Consider the following 14606-nt stretch of genomic DNA (forward strand, 5'->3'; position numbering starts at 1 on the left):
GCCACCGCGCGGCCGGCGGGCAGCGGAATCAGCCCGCCTGCAACCGCTCCAGCCGCGCCTGGCGCACGCTTTCCTTGATTCGCGCGGGCTCGCCGGCGCAGGCTTTGGCGATCGCGCCTGCGTCCACTCCGCGCACCGCCTCCACCCGGGATTGCCAGGCGGGCTTGTCCACCGTCCGCAACACCGCGGCGGCGTCCAGCAAATCGAAGAAGCGATCGGGCTTGCGCAAGGCGTCCGCCCGCTCCATCAGGGCGAGCTGCGCATCGGCGGCATCGCCGGCATCCGGCGCGGCATCCAGGGCCGCCAGCATGTCGGGCAGCAAGCGCGCGTAGTCATTGCACTCGGTGGGCACGCGCATCCGGCGGCCCAGAGCCTCGCGCTCGGACGTCAGCCGGCACATCAGCGCGTAGCGGCTTGCCAGGGGCAGGCCAAGCTCGGCTGCGCGGTCCACATCGGCGCCCACCACATCCACGCCTTGCAGTTCCGGCATCACGCGCGCCAGCGCGCCCGAATCCTGCAAGACGTTAAGCATGCGGGATGGCCGGGCGGCCATCAAGCCGCGCGACAGTTCCTTCCAGACGCGTTCCGCCACCAGCGCGTCCGCCTCGCCGGCCTGGACCATGCGGCGGCACAGGTCCATGGTCTCGGGCGCGACGGTGAAGTCGCCAAAGCGTGCGGCAAAGCGGCCCAGCCGCAGGATGCGCACCGGATCCTCCTCGAACGCCTCGCCCACGTGACGAAACACCCGGGCGCGCACGTCGGCCGCACCGCCCAGGGGATCCACCAGTTCGCCGTCTTCTTTCTGGGCGATGGCGTTGACGGTCAGGTCCCGGCGGCGCAGGTCTTCTTCAAGCGTGACGTCCGCGCCCGTGTAGAAGGTGAAGCCCTTGTAGCCGCGTCCCGACTTGCGCTCGGTGCGCGCCAGCGCGTATTCCTCTTTCGTGCGGGGATGCAGGAAGACGGGAAAATCGCCGCCGACGGGAATGAAGCCGCGGCGCGTCATGTCTTCCGGCGTGGCGCCGACGACGACCCAATCGTGATCGCCCGGCGCCAGGCCCAGCAGCGCATCGCGCACGGCTCCCCCGACGATGTAGGCGCGCAGGCCGTCGGTGGCCGGATCCCGCGTCATGGCGCGGCGGCGGTTTCCGTGCCCGCCGGCACGACGCTGCCCAGGCGCTCTTTCAGCGACTGGGGCTGGCCGCTGAACATCGCCGCGTAATACGTCGCGTTGGACATCACATTCTTCACGTACGTGCGCGTTTCCGTGAACGGGATGGTTTCCGCGAAAATCGCGCCTTCCACCGGGTGCGTGAACGTGGAGCGCCAATTACGCGGACGGCCCGGCCCGGCGTTGTAGCCGGCGCTGGCCAGCATCTGCGAGCCGTTCAGGTCGCGCAGCACGATGTTCAGGTAATTGGTGCCCAGTTCGGTGTTGGTATCGAAATCGTTGACGCTGGCGGGCGTGAAATCGCTCATGCCGATCTTGCCAGCCACCCATTTGGCCGTGGCCGGCATCAGCTGCATCAGGCCCGAGGCGCCCACATGGGAACGCGCATCCATGATGAAACGCGATTCCTGGCGTATCAGGCCATACACCCAGGCCGGATCCAGCGCGATGGCGTTGGCCTTGGCGGTGACGCGGCCTTCGAACGGCGCGATGAAGCGCTGGCTGAAGTCGAATTCCTTCTCGGTGCGGTCCGACGTATTGACCACGCGGTCGTAGATGTTCTCGGCGCGCGCCAGCTCGGCCGCGGCCATCAGCTGGCGGTCGCTCATGCCGCGCAGCGTGAAGTTCCATTCAGGCACGGCTTCGGCGCGCCAGCCCAGGCGGAACAGCAGCACGGCGCGCTGCAGGCCGGGGTTGGCGCGTGCCTCGGCGATCTCGCTGTCGCTGATGGGCGCCGGACGCGGAGGCACGTTGATGCGGCGTCCCAGTTCCTCGGCGGCGAGCTGCCCGTAGAAATCGAAGCGGTCCGCGATGCTGGCGTAGGCGGCCTGGGCGCGGTCCTTGTGGCCCAATGCAGCCTGGCCGCGGGCCTTCCAGTACACCCAGGCAGTTTCGGCCTGCTGCGAAGCGGGCATCTCATCGATGGATTCGATCACCCACTTCCAGTCGATCTTGGGCTGCCGCAGCGCCGCGCGCACCTTCCAGCCGGCGTTGTAGTCGGTCATGCGGATATGGCCGGCTTCGCGATACCACTCGTTGGCCCGGCTATCGAGATTCAACGCAGCGGCCAGCGCATACTGGCCGCGCACCCATGCCAGGTTCGACTTGGCCATGGACTTGGCCCATTCGCGGCGCAGATAGGAGTCGGCGACGCTGACGTCCGAGCGCGCCAGGCGGGCCAGCGCGATGGTGACCAGTTCTTTTTCGTTGCGACCGACGGGCAGGCGGTCCTGGCGCGTGAGCCACTTCATCGGGTCCTTCATGAGGACGTCGTAGGTCTTCACGTCGCGCGGTTCGAACATGTACTGCACGAACTTGCGCGCGTCGGTGGTCTTGTTGGCTTCGATGGCGTCGCGCAACTGGGGTTCAAGCTGTTCCCAGCCCAGGATGCCGTCCGCGACCAGCTGGTCGTACAGCGCCCAGCACGCGGTGCCGGGCGCGAACACGGCCATCGCCTGCGAGGGGGTGGCGCGCTGGCCGGTCATGTGGCGGCCGTCCAGGATGGCGCATTCGATCTGGGCGTTGGTGTTCTTGACGGGCGCCAGCTTGCGCACGGTTTCGAAGTCGCCGCTGCGGGCGGCGGCCAGCAGCCAGTCGCCGCGCAGGCGGTCGGCCAGGTAGGCGTCGCCGTTGCTGCTGATGAACTGTTGGAGCGCGGCGTTGGGACGGCCGGTTGGAGGTGGCGTCCAGAGCTGGTAACGCAGCAGCCAATATTCGGGATACATGCCGAGCGGATCGCCCTTGGCCTGCGGCACGAGCGCGCCCAGCACCGACCACTGCTTGCGGCTCATGGCCTCGCGAGCGGCGACCACCGCGGCCAGCGCGGGGGTTTCAGCGGTGGGCGGCAGGCCCGCCAACACCACCGGAGGCACGGAGATGAGCGGTTGCGTGGCTTGCACGGCCGGCTGAGGCTGCACATTGATGGCGGCGTTGCGCTGCTGCGCATCCACCGGCGCACAGGCTGCGGTAAAGAGCGCCACCAGGGGCAACCAGCGCCGCAGGCCGGCCCGCGCATCGGACGCGGCGCCAATGCTGGCCGCGCCGGCTTGAGACGAGGATTTCTGATACCGTCGGGGTTGCAAGGGTTGTGTCTGGCGACACACCCGCATGCTGAGCATTCGCATGTTTCTTTTCAGCATGTCTGCCTTCATCTTCAACCCCCCGGTTACAGCCACCGCATGACTACGCAAAATACTCCAGAGGATACCGCAGTCCAGCACCGCACGCGATTGCGGAATCTGCGGGCAGAATTGCCCGAAGACCAGCGCAGTCGCGGCGGTCTGCTTATGCGTGCCCGGCTGTTCACGTGGCTGAACGTGGCCCGTGACCAGGCCGTCCAGGCAGGCCATCCGGCCCCGACAACCGTCGCGGCGTTCTGGCCCATGGCCGACGAACCCGATCTGCGTCCCCTGCTGACGCAATGGACCGAAGGGGGCATCACGGTTGCCCTGCCGGTGGTGCGCGAACGCAACACGCCGCTAGCCTTCCTGCCCTGGACGCCCGACGCCGAATTGCGCGCCGGTCCCTACGGCATCCAGGAACCCGTGGCCGGGCCTGAGCTGCTTCCCGACGTGATCCTGGTGCCTACCCTGGGCTATACCGAACAAGGCGACCGCCTGGGCTACGGCGGCGGCTATTACGACCGCACCCTCGCGGCTTTGCGCGACCGGGGCCACTCGTTCGTCGCCATTGGAATCGCCTGGAGCTGCGGCGAACTGGATTCGGGGTACGTCCCCGCTTCCCACGATTTCCGCCTGGACGCCGTCCTCACGCAGGATGGCTGGGTGCCGCAGGCGCCGCTGGAGCAAGGCGGTTCGGGCGGAACGACGCTGCACACGTACCGGATGAACTGACGCACCAGATTTGTCCAGCACGGCGCACCAACGCGGTGCGTCCTGTAACGGCTCGGGGCTCGCAAGGTCCATTCTCGAGCCCCCGCCTGGCGGTAAGCCGCCGTGGGGATGGCAATTCCCCCGTCTTCAGCGCATATTGACCTCGAGGTGCCTCGCACGCCAGCAAGCTGGCATGCGGGTTGCTTGTTGACTTGGACCGGCCCGCCACGGGCCGGATAACGGCCGCGTGCAAGCCGGCCGCAAGCATCTGCATCGGAGGAGCCATGAAGGACCGACCCGCCCGCCCATCCGCCTACGACGAAATGCGCGATGGGGAGAACCGCACACGCTCCCATTACCAGGCTTTCGAGCGCTGGCACGATGAGCAGTCGGCCGAGGCCATGGCTGTGCGACGACTGGAAGCGGACCTGAGCTTTCGTCGCGTGGGCATCACGTTTTCGGTCGCGGGCGATGCCGCCGGCACCGAGCGACTCATCCCCTTTGACCTGATTCCGCGCATCATCCCCGCCGACGAATGGAGGCGGCTGGAAGCCGGTCTGAAACAGCGCGTGCGCGCACTGAACCTGTTCATCCGCGACATCTATCACGGCCATGACATCGTGCGCGCCGGCATCGTGCCGGCCGAACAGGTGTTCCTGAACGCGCAGTACCGTCCTGAAATGCAGGACGTGGAAGTAGCCGAGGACATCTATTGCCATATCGCGGGCGTGGATATCGTGCGGGCGGGCGCGGGCGAGTTCTACGTGCTCGAGGACAATCTGCGCGTGCCGTCCGGCGTGTCGTACATGCTGGAGAACCGCAAGATGTCGATGCGACTGATGCCCGACGCCTTCAGCCGCATCAAGGTCGAGCCTGTCGCCCATTACCCGGACCTGCTGCTGGACAACCTGCGCGAAGTCGCCCCGCATGGCGGAGACGATCCGACGGTGGTCGTGCTGACGCCCGGCATGTACAACTCGGCTTACTTCGAACACGCCTTCCTGGCCCAGCAGATGGGCGTGGAACTGGTCGAAGGACAGGACCTGTTCGTCGAGCAGAACACGGTCTACATGCGCACCACGCAGGGGCCGCGCAAGGTCGATGTGATCTACCGCCGGCTGGACGACGACTTTCTCGACCCGCTGGCCTTCCGCGCCGATTCGGCGCTGGGCGTGCCCGGGTTGCTGTCGGTGTACCGCGCCGGCCGCGTCACCCTTGCCAATGCAATTGGCACGGGCATCGCGGACGACAAGTCGACCTACCTGTACGTGCCCGACATGATCCGCTTCTACCTGGGCGAAGAACCGATCCTGTCGAACGTGCCGACGTGGCGCTGCGGCAGGCCGGACGAACTGTCCCATGTGCTGGCCAACATGCATGACCTGGTGGTCAAGGAAGTGCACGGCGCCGGCGGCTACGGCATGCTGGTGGGGCCATCGGCTACACGCGCGCAGGTCGAGTCGTTCAAGGATCGCGTGCGCGCCAACCCTTCCAACTACATTGCGCAGCCCACGCTGGCGCTCTCCACCACTCCCACCTACGTGGAGTCCGGCGTCGCGCCGCGCCACGTGGACCTGCGTCCCTACGTGCTGTGCGGCAAGGAGATCCGCACCGTGCCCGGCGGCCTGTGCCGGGTGGCGCTGACGGAGGGCTCGCTGGTCGTCAACAGCAGCCAGGGCGGCGGCACGAAGGACACCTGGGTTCTGGAGGACTGACCATGCTGAGCCGAACCGCCGACAACCTGTTCTGGATGTGCCGCTACACCGAGCGCGCCGAGAACACCGCGCGCATGCTGGACGTGAACCTGCAGATGTCGCTGCTGCCGCAAGACGCCCGGACACGCGAGGGCTCGTGGCTGGGGGTGCTGCGCATCTCCGAGCTGCAGGGCCTTTACCAGAGCAAGCACGCCGCCATCTCGCCCCGCGACGTGCTGGAGTACATGGTCCGCGACCCCGAGAATCCGTCGTCGATCTACACCTGCATGCGCGCCGCCCGCGAAAACGCCCGCGCCGTGCGCGGCAGCCTCACGACGGAAGTCTGGGAGACCTACAACACCACATGGCTTGAGCTGCTCAAGCACTTGCACACCGGCCTTCTGGATCGGAACCCCGGCGAATTCTTCGAATGGGTGAAGTTCCGTTCGCATCTGGCGCGCGGCGTCACCATCGGCACCATGCTGGAGGACGAGGCGCTGTATTTCCTGCGCATCGGCATGTACCTGGAACGGGCCGACAACACGGCCCGCATGCTGGACGTGAAGTTCCATGAACGCAGCGCCGAATCCGCAGGCGCCGCCGCCGTGCAAAGCGAGTTCTACCGCTGGTCGGCGCTCCTCAGTTCCGTGTCCGGGCTGGAGATCTACCGCAAGGTGTATCGCGACGTCATTACGCCCGACCGGGTGGCTGAGCTGCTGATCCTGCACGGCGACATGCCGCGTTCGCTGCTGGCCTCGATGCGGGCGGTGGCGGACGACCTGGCGCGCGTCTCGAACCGGCGGTCGACCGAGACCGAACGGCGCGTCGGCATGCTGTGCGCCGAACTGCAGTATGGCCGCGTCGAGGACATCCTGAAGAGCGGCCTGCACCAGTACCTGGACCGCTTCCTGGAGCGCATCAACGACCTGGGCAACCGGATCAGCCAGGATTTCCTGGTGCCGCTGTCGGCATAACACGGAGGCATCCATGAAACAGATCATCACGCACGTCACGCACTACCGCTACACCGCGCCCGTCAATTACAGCATCCAGACGCTGCGCCTGACCCCGCGCGACGACGAGCACCAGCGCGTGCTGCGGTGGAACATCGACGCGCCCGGCAATCTGGACAAGCAGGTCGACGCCTACGGCAACATCACACACACGCTGACGCTGAACCAGCCGCACACCGATATCGAGCTTCGCGTCAGCGGACAGGTGGTGGTGGCGCCGCTGACGCGGGGCGTGCTTGGCGGCGAAGACAGCCGCCTGCCGGTGCACGCCTATTGCGTGCAGACGCCGCTGACGCAGGCGGACGACACGATCGCGGCGTTCGCGCGAGGGGTGCTGCCGAACGGCCTGACGACCTCGGAAGACATCCTGACCCTTGCCGCCGCGATCCATGAACGCGTTGCATACGAACCCGGCACCACGGACGTGACCACCGCCGCCAACCAGGTGCTGGCCCTGGGCCATGGCGTGTGCCAGGACCATGCGCACCTGTTCCTCGCCTGCGTGCGGGGCCTCTACGTGCCCGCCCGGTACGTCAGCGGCTACCTGTACACCACCGCCGAGCACGCGGCCAGCCATGCCTGGGCCGACGTCTGGCTGCCCGACGTCGGCTGGACCAGCGTGGACATCACCAACCGCCAGTTCGCGTCGGAATGCCATTGCCGGCTGGCGGTCGGGCGTGACTACGATTCGGCTTCACCGGTGCGCGGCCTGCGCACCGGCGGCGGCGAGGAATCCATGGAAATCAGCGTCCAGGTGCAGGCGGGCGCGCAGCAGTAAGCCGTTACATCCGCCCCGCCGCGCCGCAATACAATGCGTGGTGGTTTTTCCCTCTTTCCGATCATGACCTACTGCGTAGCCGCCCGCCTCGACGCCGGCCTGGTGTTTCTCTCCGACTCCCGCACCAACGCGGGCGTCGACCAGATCAGCGTCTTTCGCAAAATGACCGTTTTCGAACTGCCGGGCGAGCGCGTCATGGTCCTGATGACGTCCGGCAACCTGGCAGTCAGCCAGGCCGTGCTGAACGTGCTGACCCGTCAGCACGAAGAAGGCGCCGACACCATCTGGAACGCGCCCGACATGTTCGCGGCCACGCGCCTGATCGGCGCGGCGGTGCGCGAAGTCTACCGAAGCGAAGCGCATGCGCTGCACGAGCAAGGCGTGGATTTCAACGTCAGCATGATCTTCGGCGGCCAGATCGGCGGCGAGCAGTGCCGCCTGTTCCAGGTGTATTCGGCGGGCAACTTCATCGAAGCCGGCCAGGAGTGCCCGTATTTCCAGATCGGCGAGGCCAAGTACGGCAAGCCCATCCTGGACCGCGTGCTGCAGCCTGACACCTCGCTGGACGAGGCCGCCAAGTGCGCGCTGATCTCCATGGATTCCACGCTGCGCTCCAATATCTCGGTGGGCCTGCCGTTGGACCTGCTGGTGTACGACGCCAATTCCCTGCGCGTGACGCACTTTGCCAGCATCGACGAACACAACGAATACTTCCGCATGATCCGCGGCACCTGGGGCGAACGCCTGCGCCAGGTCTTCGCGGAAATCCCCGATCCGCTGTGGACCAATCCCTACGCGCCAGGCTCGCTGGTGCCGCCGTCGCGGGTGCACCAGCCGCTGCGCATGGAACCCGTCAACACCGCCCACGTCCCCTACGCGGCGCCCCAGGTGCTGGCCGAAGACCCGGGCAAGGACCAGCCCAACTGAGGCGGTTCAGGCGCCGCGCGGGGCGGCGCCTCACGCGTCAGCGCCGCTCGAACTTCGGCGCGCGCTTTTCTTCAAATGCCTTCCGGCCTTCCTTGGCGTCGGCGGTGGCAAAGCAGATCGCCTGCAGATCGCGCTCGTACTCCACGGCCTTCTCCAGCGGCATCGACAACGCGGCGCGCAGATTGACGCGCGCCGTCTCGGCCGCGATCGGCGCGCGCGAGGCGATGGTGGCGGCAAGCGCCTGCGCGCGATCGCGCAACTGCGCCTGCGGCACCACCTCGCTCACCAGGCCCCAGGCCAGCGCCTGCTCGGCGCGGATGGGATCGCCGGTCATCACCATCAGTGCGGCGTTGCTCGGGCCGATCGCGTGGACGAGCTGCGCCGTCATGCCGCCGCCGCCGATCCAGCCCAGCTTGATCTCGGGCGCGCCCAGTCGCGCGTTGTCGGAGGCGATGCGGATATCGCAGGCCAGTGCCATCTCCAGGCCGCCGCCGAAGGTATACCCGTTGATCGCCGCCACCGTGGGCTTTTTCAACATGCGTACACAGTCGCAGTAGTCGAGCCGATTGCGAAAATCCCAGGGCGTGGCGTAGCGGTCAAGCTCGGTAATGTCCGAGCCGGCGCAGAAGGCCTTGGGGCCCGCGCCGGTCAGGATCACCGCGCGCACCTGCGAGTCGGTATTGCATTCTTGCACCGCCGCGATCAGCAGGTCGGCCATCTCGGGCGTCATCGCGTTCAGCTTCTCGGGACGATTGAGTTCAATGATGGCGACATGGCCATCGATACTGAGATTGACGAGTGCGCTCACGTCGAAATCCTTATGCTGCGGGGTTCATGGGAGCGGCGGCCAGGCTGGCCTGGAAACGCTGGGTCAGGCCGCGCGCCAATGCGTGGGAGGATGCGCGGGCGGCGACGCCGTCACGCAGGAACTGCGAGGCAGTGGTCTGAAAGGCGATGTAGCCGTCGTGCCGCGGCCGGATCGAGGCGGCTTCCAGCGTGCGGGCCGTGTTGGCATAGAAGTTGCCGCTCGCCGCATTCACGTTGGCATCGGCCCAGCTGCCGCGATGGCTGGGCTGTCCTTCGTGCTGCGGGATGAAGCGGCTTTGGGTATCCGCCGCCAGCAGCCACAACAGGTGCGCGCGCAGTTCCGGTCCCACCATGCAGCGCCGGGATATCGCGATGCCGGTGCCGCCGAGGATCGACCCGGGCCGACCGGCATCGGCCTGGGGTGCATCGCGGAACGTGAGCGGCTTGGCGACCGCGGAAGTGGCGTAGTTCACGTAGCCATAGACCAGCGGGCACAGCGCGATGTCATCGCGCGAGCTCATGTGGCCAAGCAGGGCGATGGGGTTGTACGCCAGGGCATGCGCGGGCGTAAGCCGCGCCAGTTCGCTGAGCACGTCGCATGCGTCGGCAAGCGTCGCCTCGTCGTGCCAGGCGCCGTGCGGGCGCAGGTCGGTATCGGGCGCGATGGCGGCCGCGATCGACAGGAGCGAGAGGAATGGGTGCGGACCGCCCCAGCTGAGCGCGACCCCGCCGCTGCGTTGCGACAGCGTCAGCACCTCGCGCCAGGTGCACGGCACGGGGCCGTCAAGCCGATCGGCGCGCGTGGCCATCACCTGCGTGGCGGCGTCCAGCGGCAGCGCCCACTGGCGATCGGCCATGCGATAGCTGTCGTACGACAGCCCGATGCTGTCACGCGCGATCCGCGCCAGCTCGCCGGGCTCGAACACGGTGTCCAGCGCTTGCAGGCAATCGTGCGCCAGGGCTTCGCCCAGATGGGGGTGATCCAGCACCACCAGGTCATAGCGGGCGCAGAGTTCGGCAATGGGCGCCGACTCGAAGCCCTCGAGCGATTGCTTGTCCCAGTGCACCAGCGGCGTGTGGGCGGACGCCGCGTGCAGGGCATTGAAGCCGCGCGGGTGATCCCATGTCAGGCCGCGATAAGGCAGCGCACGTTCGCTCATTCCGAGACCCCGCGCAGCACCGCGCCCGAGGCCGCATGCGCGGCGATCTCGTCGGCGCTGAAGCCAAAATCGCGCAGCACTTCGTCGGTGTGCTGACCGGTGAGCGGCGCGCCGCGCACCACCTGGCTCGGCGTCTTGGAAAAGCGGATCGGAAAGCCCGGCGTCTTGATCCGGCCCTCGGTCGGATGCTCATACTCGACGAAGGTGCCGTTGTGCGCGATCTGAGGATCTTCGACCAGATCGGCGTAGCCATACACGGGGCTGCACCAGATGCCGGCGGCGTCGAGCTTGGCGAACCAGTCGGCAGTCGAAGCCTTTGCCAGCGTGTCGCGCACGAGCGCGTAGATCTCGTCTCGCTTTTCCCAACCGTCGCGCTCGGTGTACTCCGCCAGGCGCGGCTCCTCGGTCACGCGCGCCAGCACTTTCATGTCGGGCATGGCGAGCGCCAGGTAGCCGTCGCTCGTCGCGAAGGTGCCATAAGGCGCGCGGATGTACACGTGGGCATGCGGCTCGGCGCTGCGCACCTGCGGCTTGTGCCCCACGGTATAAACGGAGAGCTCCTGCATCTGGATGGTGGTGATCGCATCCAGCATGTTGACCTCGACCTTCTGGCCTTCGCCGGTGCGCTCGCGGTGCAGCAGCGCGGCCAGCACGCCCTCAAAGGCGCAATACGCGGTGACGGCGTCGACCACATACTGGCCCGCCGCGCGCGGCGCTTCGCCCGCCCGGCCCGACGACAGCATCGCGCCCGACATCGCCTGCAACAGCAGATCCTGCCCAGGGCGCGTGGCATAGGGGCCGTCTTCGCCGAAGCCCGACATCGATACATAGATGAGCCGCGGGTTCAGGGCCGACAGCGTCTCGTAGTCCACACCCAGACGGCCGGCGACGCCCGGCTGATAGTTCTGGATGAACACGTCGGCCTGCGACGCGAGCTTCTGGATGATCTCCTTGCCGCCGGCGCTCTTCAGATCGATCGCGAGCGAGCGTTTGTTGCGGTTCAACGAGAGAAAGGACACGTTGATCTTGTTGCCCGTAATGCCGCCGGCTGGCGCGTGCCGCTGCCATTCGCCGGTGGGCGGCTCGATCTTGATCACGTCGGCGCCCAGGTCGCCCAGGCGCTGCGCCGCGAACGGCCCCGCCATGGCGATGGAGCAGTCCAGAACCTTGTAGCCAGAAAGAATACTCATGCTTCTACCCTCTGCGTGCGCCGATGCGCATCAATGCATGACCCAGCCGCCGTCCACCGCCAGCGTCTGTCCGGAAATGAAACCCGCCTCGTCCGAGGCAAGGAACACGATGGCCGCGGCGATGTCGCCGGCGTGCCCGCGGCGCTTCACCGACTGGCGTTCAAGCACCATGCGGTTGTAGCCCTCGGGATCGGGATGGATCTTTTCGGCGTCGGTCGGAAACGCGCCCGGCGAGATGGCGTTGACCGTGATTCCCCACTTGCCGAACTCGCGAGCGAAGGCGCGCGTGGCGCCCACCATCGCGCCTTTGGACTGCACGTAGGGCAGCAGGTTTTCCCAACCGCCCGACAGCGTGATCGACGAGATGTTGATCACGCGGCCCCATTGCTGCTCGCGCATGCCAGGCAGCGCCGCGCGCACGATCTGCACGGCGGCCTCCACATTCACGCGGTGGACGCGCGCCAGCTCGGCATCGCTGTATTCCTCGAACGGGCGCGAGGGATAGATCGCCGCGTTGTTGATGACCACATCGATCGTGCCCTCCGCTGTCAGCCGCTCAAGGTGCGATTGCAGCGCGCGGGCGTCGGCAAGGTCGGCCTGCAGAATCTGAAGCTGGCCGGCAAACGGCGCCGGGACGGTGCTGCGCAGGCGATCGATATGCCCGGCGTGGTTGTCGAGCGCGATCACGCTCGCGCCCGCTTCCAGCAGCGCCAGCGTGGTGTCCACGCCGAAGCCGCCCGCCGCGCCCGTGTACAGCACGCGGCGGCCTTGCAATGAGAAGCGCGCGCTCATGTGCGCCCCGCGATGGGCGCAAAGCGCCCCGACAACGGCGGATAGTCGGTCTCGGGCTGCACCGCGATCGCGCGGATGCGCTCTTCGCAGGCCGCGATGTCGGCGGCCGAGCCCAGCACGCTGAACGTGGTGTCATAGCGGCGCTCGTCGCCATGCTCGAGCCAGATGAGCTCGTTGCGCTCGCGCGCCGCGCCCTGGCCCAGCACATGGTTGGTGGAGGGCTCGATGCCCATCGCATACTGGCCTGACTGCAGATTCTGCCATTGGTACTGGCAGGGAAATTGATGCTTGTAGGTGCTGACCTGCATGCCCAGGCCCAGCGCATCGTTCACCAGGGCCACCGGCACGCTGCCGTCGGCTGCGGCCGCCATCTCGTGCTGCCACACCTGCTCGTGAAAGCCCATCTGCGGCGCCGGCATGCGGCGGTAGCCCACGCCCTGCTTGCGATAGTCCTGCTCGTGCGCGGCCCACACCACATCGCGGATCGGCGCCAGATAGCGCGAATCGGCGTCCAGCACCGGATAGCCCAGGTTGATGTGATAGCAGAGCATGTGCGGCGTGCGGTAAAAGCCGCGATTCACGACGCGATCCGACAGCTTGATATCGTTGGTGCCCACCTCGATCTCGATGCGGCGGTGCAGCTCGAGATGCTCGCCGAACACGGTGCCCTGGCTCACCACGCCTTCGGCCCACAGCACGCAGCGATCGCCGTCCCAGCGTTCGCCGTAGCCGGTCAGCCGCGCGGGAATGGTGCCGACGCGGCCATGGATGGACTGCTTTGCCGTCTTGCGTGGGCCGTACACGTAGTTGTCGGCCGGCGCGTCGTACATGAACAGGATGTGATCCAGCCCGCAGGTGATCATGAGGCCCGAGAACGAACGCATCCAGCCCAGTCCGCCCTCGCCCTCGTAGTCATGCAGTCCAGGATGGCGAAAGCCCGACGGCGATTGCCATCCCATGGCGAAGCCGCGGTATTCGCAGTCGGCGATGTCCATCGCGCGGTCCAACAGCACCGTAAAACGCAGGCCCGTGCCGCTGCGAAACTCCAGCATGCGGATACCGCGCTCCAGCCCGTCGTCCAGCGTCATCAGGCGTACGCCGGCAAACTGCGCAAGCTGCCCGGTGCGCGCCTCTACGTCGCGGCGCGTCATCCAGGTCCCGTAAATGTCAGGCATGAGTTCTCCCTGGCGGATGCGCGAGCGCGCGTCCACCGGTGTCGGTGTTCAGAATCGTGTTCGAGAGGCGCGCCGCGGGCCCTGTTCGATGATGACTTCGCGGTGCGCCGGTACTGCTTGCGGCGCCGGCCTACAGACCGTTCGCGCGCAGCCGCTCGTCCAGGAACGCCTTGGCGCGCGGCACGTCGTCCTCGGTCAGGTGTTCGATGATGATGGGAATGTTGGGGTGCTTCTTCGCCAGGCGCTGCAAGTACAGGTCGTAATTGAGCGCGCCCAGGCCCGGCGCCGGCAACTCGATCTCGCCCACGCCACGGAAGGTATGGCTTTCGGCCGCGCCCTCGTCACCGATGTCGCTGTGCTTTTCCGACTTGTCATCGCCCGAACGCTTCACGTCCTTGGCATGCGCGATGCAGATCTTGTCGGAGAGTGCATCGAACACCTGATTGAGCGTGCGGTCCATCTGGTCGATGTTGTGCGCTTCAAAGTAATTGGTCGGATCCATCAAGAGTCCCAGGCCCGGGTGATCCACCTCGGCGAACATGCGCAGCGTTTCCTCGACCGATCCCACCACGTTGTTCACGTAGGTTTCCAGCAGGAACACGGCGCCATGGTCATAGGCATGCTGTGACAGCTCGGCGATCACCGCGCGGCACTGGTCCCAGCCTTCCTCGGTCTTGTTCCTGGGGTGATGCACCCAGTCGCTGTCGGTGGCGAACGTGCCGGTTTCCGAGATCACGTAAGGCGAACCCAGCTGGCGCGCGTGGGTGAGGATCTCTTTGAGATAGCCGTTGCGGCGTTGGCGCTCGGCGGGATCGGGATGAACGATATTGGTATAGGCCGAGATGCAGGACACCGGCAGGTTGTAGTGGCGGAAGGTGTCGCGGATCTGCGAGCATTTCTGCGCGGTCAGCTGTCCCGGGCCGAGTTCCATGTCCTTGAAATGCAGGTCCAGCTGCACGGTGTTGAAGCCGTGCGAGCGGATCACCTTGGCGGTGCGCTCCAGCTCATAGGGAAAGTAACCCGAGAAGATTCCGGTCTGGATCATGATGGTTGTCTCCGTCTTTTTTTGCC

General features: G+C 66.7%; 13 protein-coding genes. 5 read left to right on the plus strand and 8 right to left on the minus strand.

Annotated features, from left to right (window positions below; genetic code table 11):
• Positions 1–28: 28 nt before the first annotated feature.
• Together RT614_RS18750 and RT614_RS18755 are read right to left on the minus strand one after the other, a co-directional pair.
• Complete coding sequence (locus tag RT614_RS18750) at positions 29–1129, minus strand: CCA tRNA nucleotidyltransferase (RefSeq protein WP_313623637.1); 1101 nt, start codon at positions 1127–1129, stop codon at positions 29–31.
• Positions 1126–3276, minus strand: coding sequence for a transglycosylase SLT domain-containing protein (locus tag RT614_RS18755; protein ID WP_409558495.1), 2151 nt, complete (start codon positions 3274–3276; stop codon positions 1126–1128). Before RT614_RS18755 ends, RT614_RS18750 begins: the two co-directional genes overlap by 4 nt.
• A 69-nt stretch (positions 3277–3345) precedes the next feature.
• Here RT614_RS18755 and RT614_RS18760 point away from each other — a divergent pair, with 69 nt between their 5' ends.
• The 5 genes from RT614_RS18760 to RT614_RS18780 all read left to right on the plus strand — a co-directional run bounded on the left by RT614_RS18760 (position 3346) and on the right by RT614_RS18780 (position 8411).
• Complete coding sequence (locus RT614_RS18760) at positions 3346–4020, plus strand: 5-formyltetrahydrofolate cyclo-ligase (protein ID WP_313623638.1); 675 nt, start codon at positions 3346–3348, stop codon at positions 4018–4020.
• Positions 4021–4283: 263 nt separating this feature from the next.
• Positions 4284–5714, plus strand: coding sequence for a circularly permuted type 2 ATP-grasp protein (locus RT614_RS18765; RefSeq protein WP_313623639.1), 1431 nt, complete (start codon positions 4284–4286; stop codon positions 5712–5714).
• A gap of 2 nt (positions 5715–5716) precedes the next feature.
• Positions 5717–6667 (plus strand): alpha-E domain-containing protein, encoded by a 951-nt coding sequence (locus tag RT614_RS18770; protein WP_313623640.1) that lies wholly within the window; start codon positions 5717–5719, stop codon positions 6665–6667.
• Between the two features lie 13 nt (positions 6668–6680).
• A complete protein-coding gene (locus RT614_RS18775; RefSeq protein ID WP_313623641.1) occupies positions 6681–7484 on the plus strand; it encodes a transglutaminase family protein in 804 nt (267 codons plus the stop codon).
• Positions 7485–7547: 63 nt separating this feature from the next.
• Entirely contained in the window at positions 7548–8411 is an 864-nt protein-coding gene (locus RT614_RS18780) for a proteasome-type protease (protein ID WP_313623642.1), read from the plus strand.
• 37 nt (positions 8412–8448) lie between these two features.
• On the opposite strand, the gene RT614_RS18785 is transcribed toward RT614_RS18780, so the two are convergent.
• The 6 genes from RT614_RS18785 to RT614_RS18810 all read right to left on the minus strand — a co-directional run bounded on the left by RT614_RS18785 (position 8449) and on the right by RT614_RS18810 (position 14580).
• A complete protein-coding gene (locus RT614_RS18785; RefSeq protein ID WP_313623643.1) occupies positions 8449–9219 on the minus strand; it encodes an enoyl-CoA hydratase/isomerase family protein in 771 nt (256 codons plus the stop codon).
• A gap of 10 nt (positions 9220–9229) precedes the next feature.
• The gene (locus RT614_RS18790; protein ID WP_313623644.1) at positions 9230–10378 is read right to left on the minus strand and encodes a hypothetical protein; all 1149 of its coding nucleotides are present in this window, start codon (positions 10376–10378) and stop codon (positions 9230–9232) included.
• Positions 10375–11568: a CoA transferase gene (locus RT614_RS18795; RefSeq protein WP_313623645.1), complete on the minus strand. Its 1194-nt coding sequence runs from the start codon at positions 11566–11568 to the stop codon at positions 10375–10377. The genes RT614_RS18790 and RT614_RS18795 overlap by 4 nt, the downstream gene beginning before the upstream one ends.
• Positions 11569–11598: 30 nt before the next feature.
• Positions 11599–12360: an SDR family oxidoreductase gene (locus RT614_RS18800; protein ID WP_313623646.1), complete on the minus strand. Its 762-nt coding sequence runs from the start codon at positions 12358–12360 to the stop codon at positions 11599–11601.
• Positions 12357–13535 (minus strand): aldose 1-epimerase family protein, encoded by a 1179-nt coding sequence (locus tag RT614_RS18805; RefSeq protein WP_313623647.1) that lies wholly within the window; start codon positions 13533–13535, stop codon positions 12357–12359. The genes RT614_RS18800 and RT614_RS18805 overlap by 4 nt, the downstream gene beginning before the upstream one ends.
• Positions 13536–13665: 130 nt before the next feature.
• Positions 13666–14580, minus strand: a complete 915-nt coding sequence (locus RT614_RS18810; RefSeq protein WP_313623648.1) for a sugar phosphate isomerase/epimerase — start codon at positions 14578–14580, stop codon at positions 13666–13668.
• Between the last annotated feature and the right edge of the window lie 26 nt (positions 14581–14606).

Origin of the sequence: Achromobacter sp. (assembly GCF_032102605.1) — a bacterium.
Classification (GTDB): Bacteria; Pseudomonadota; Gammaproteobacteria; order Burkholderiales; family Burkholderiaceae_B; genus Achromobacter.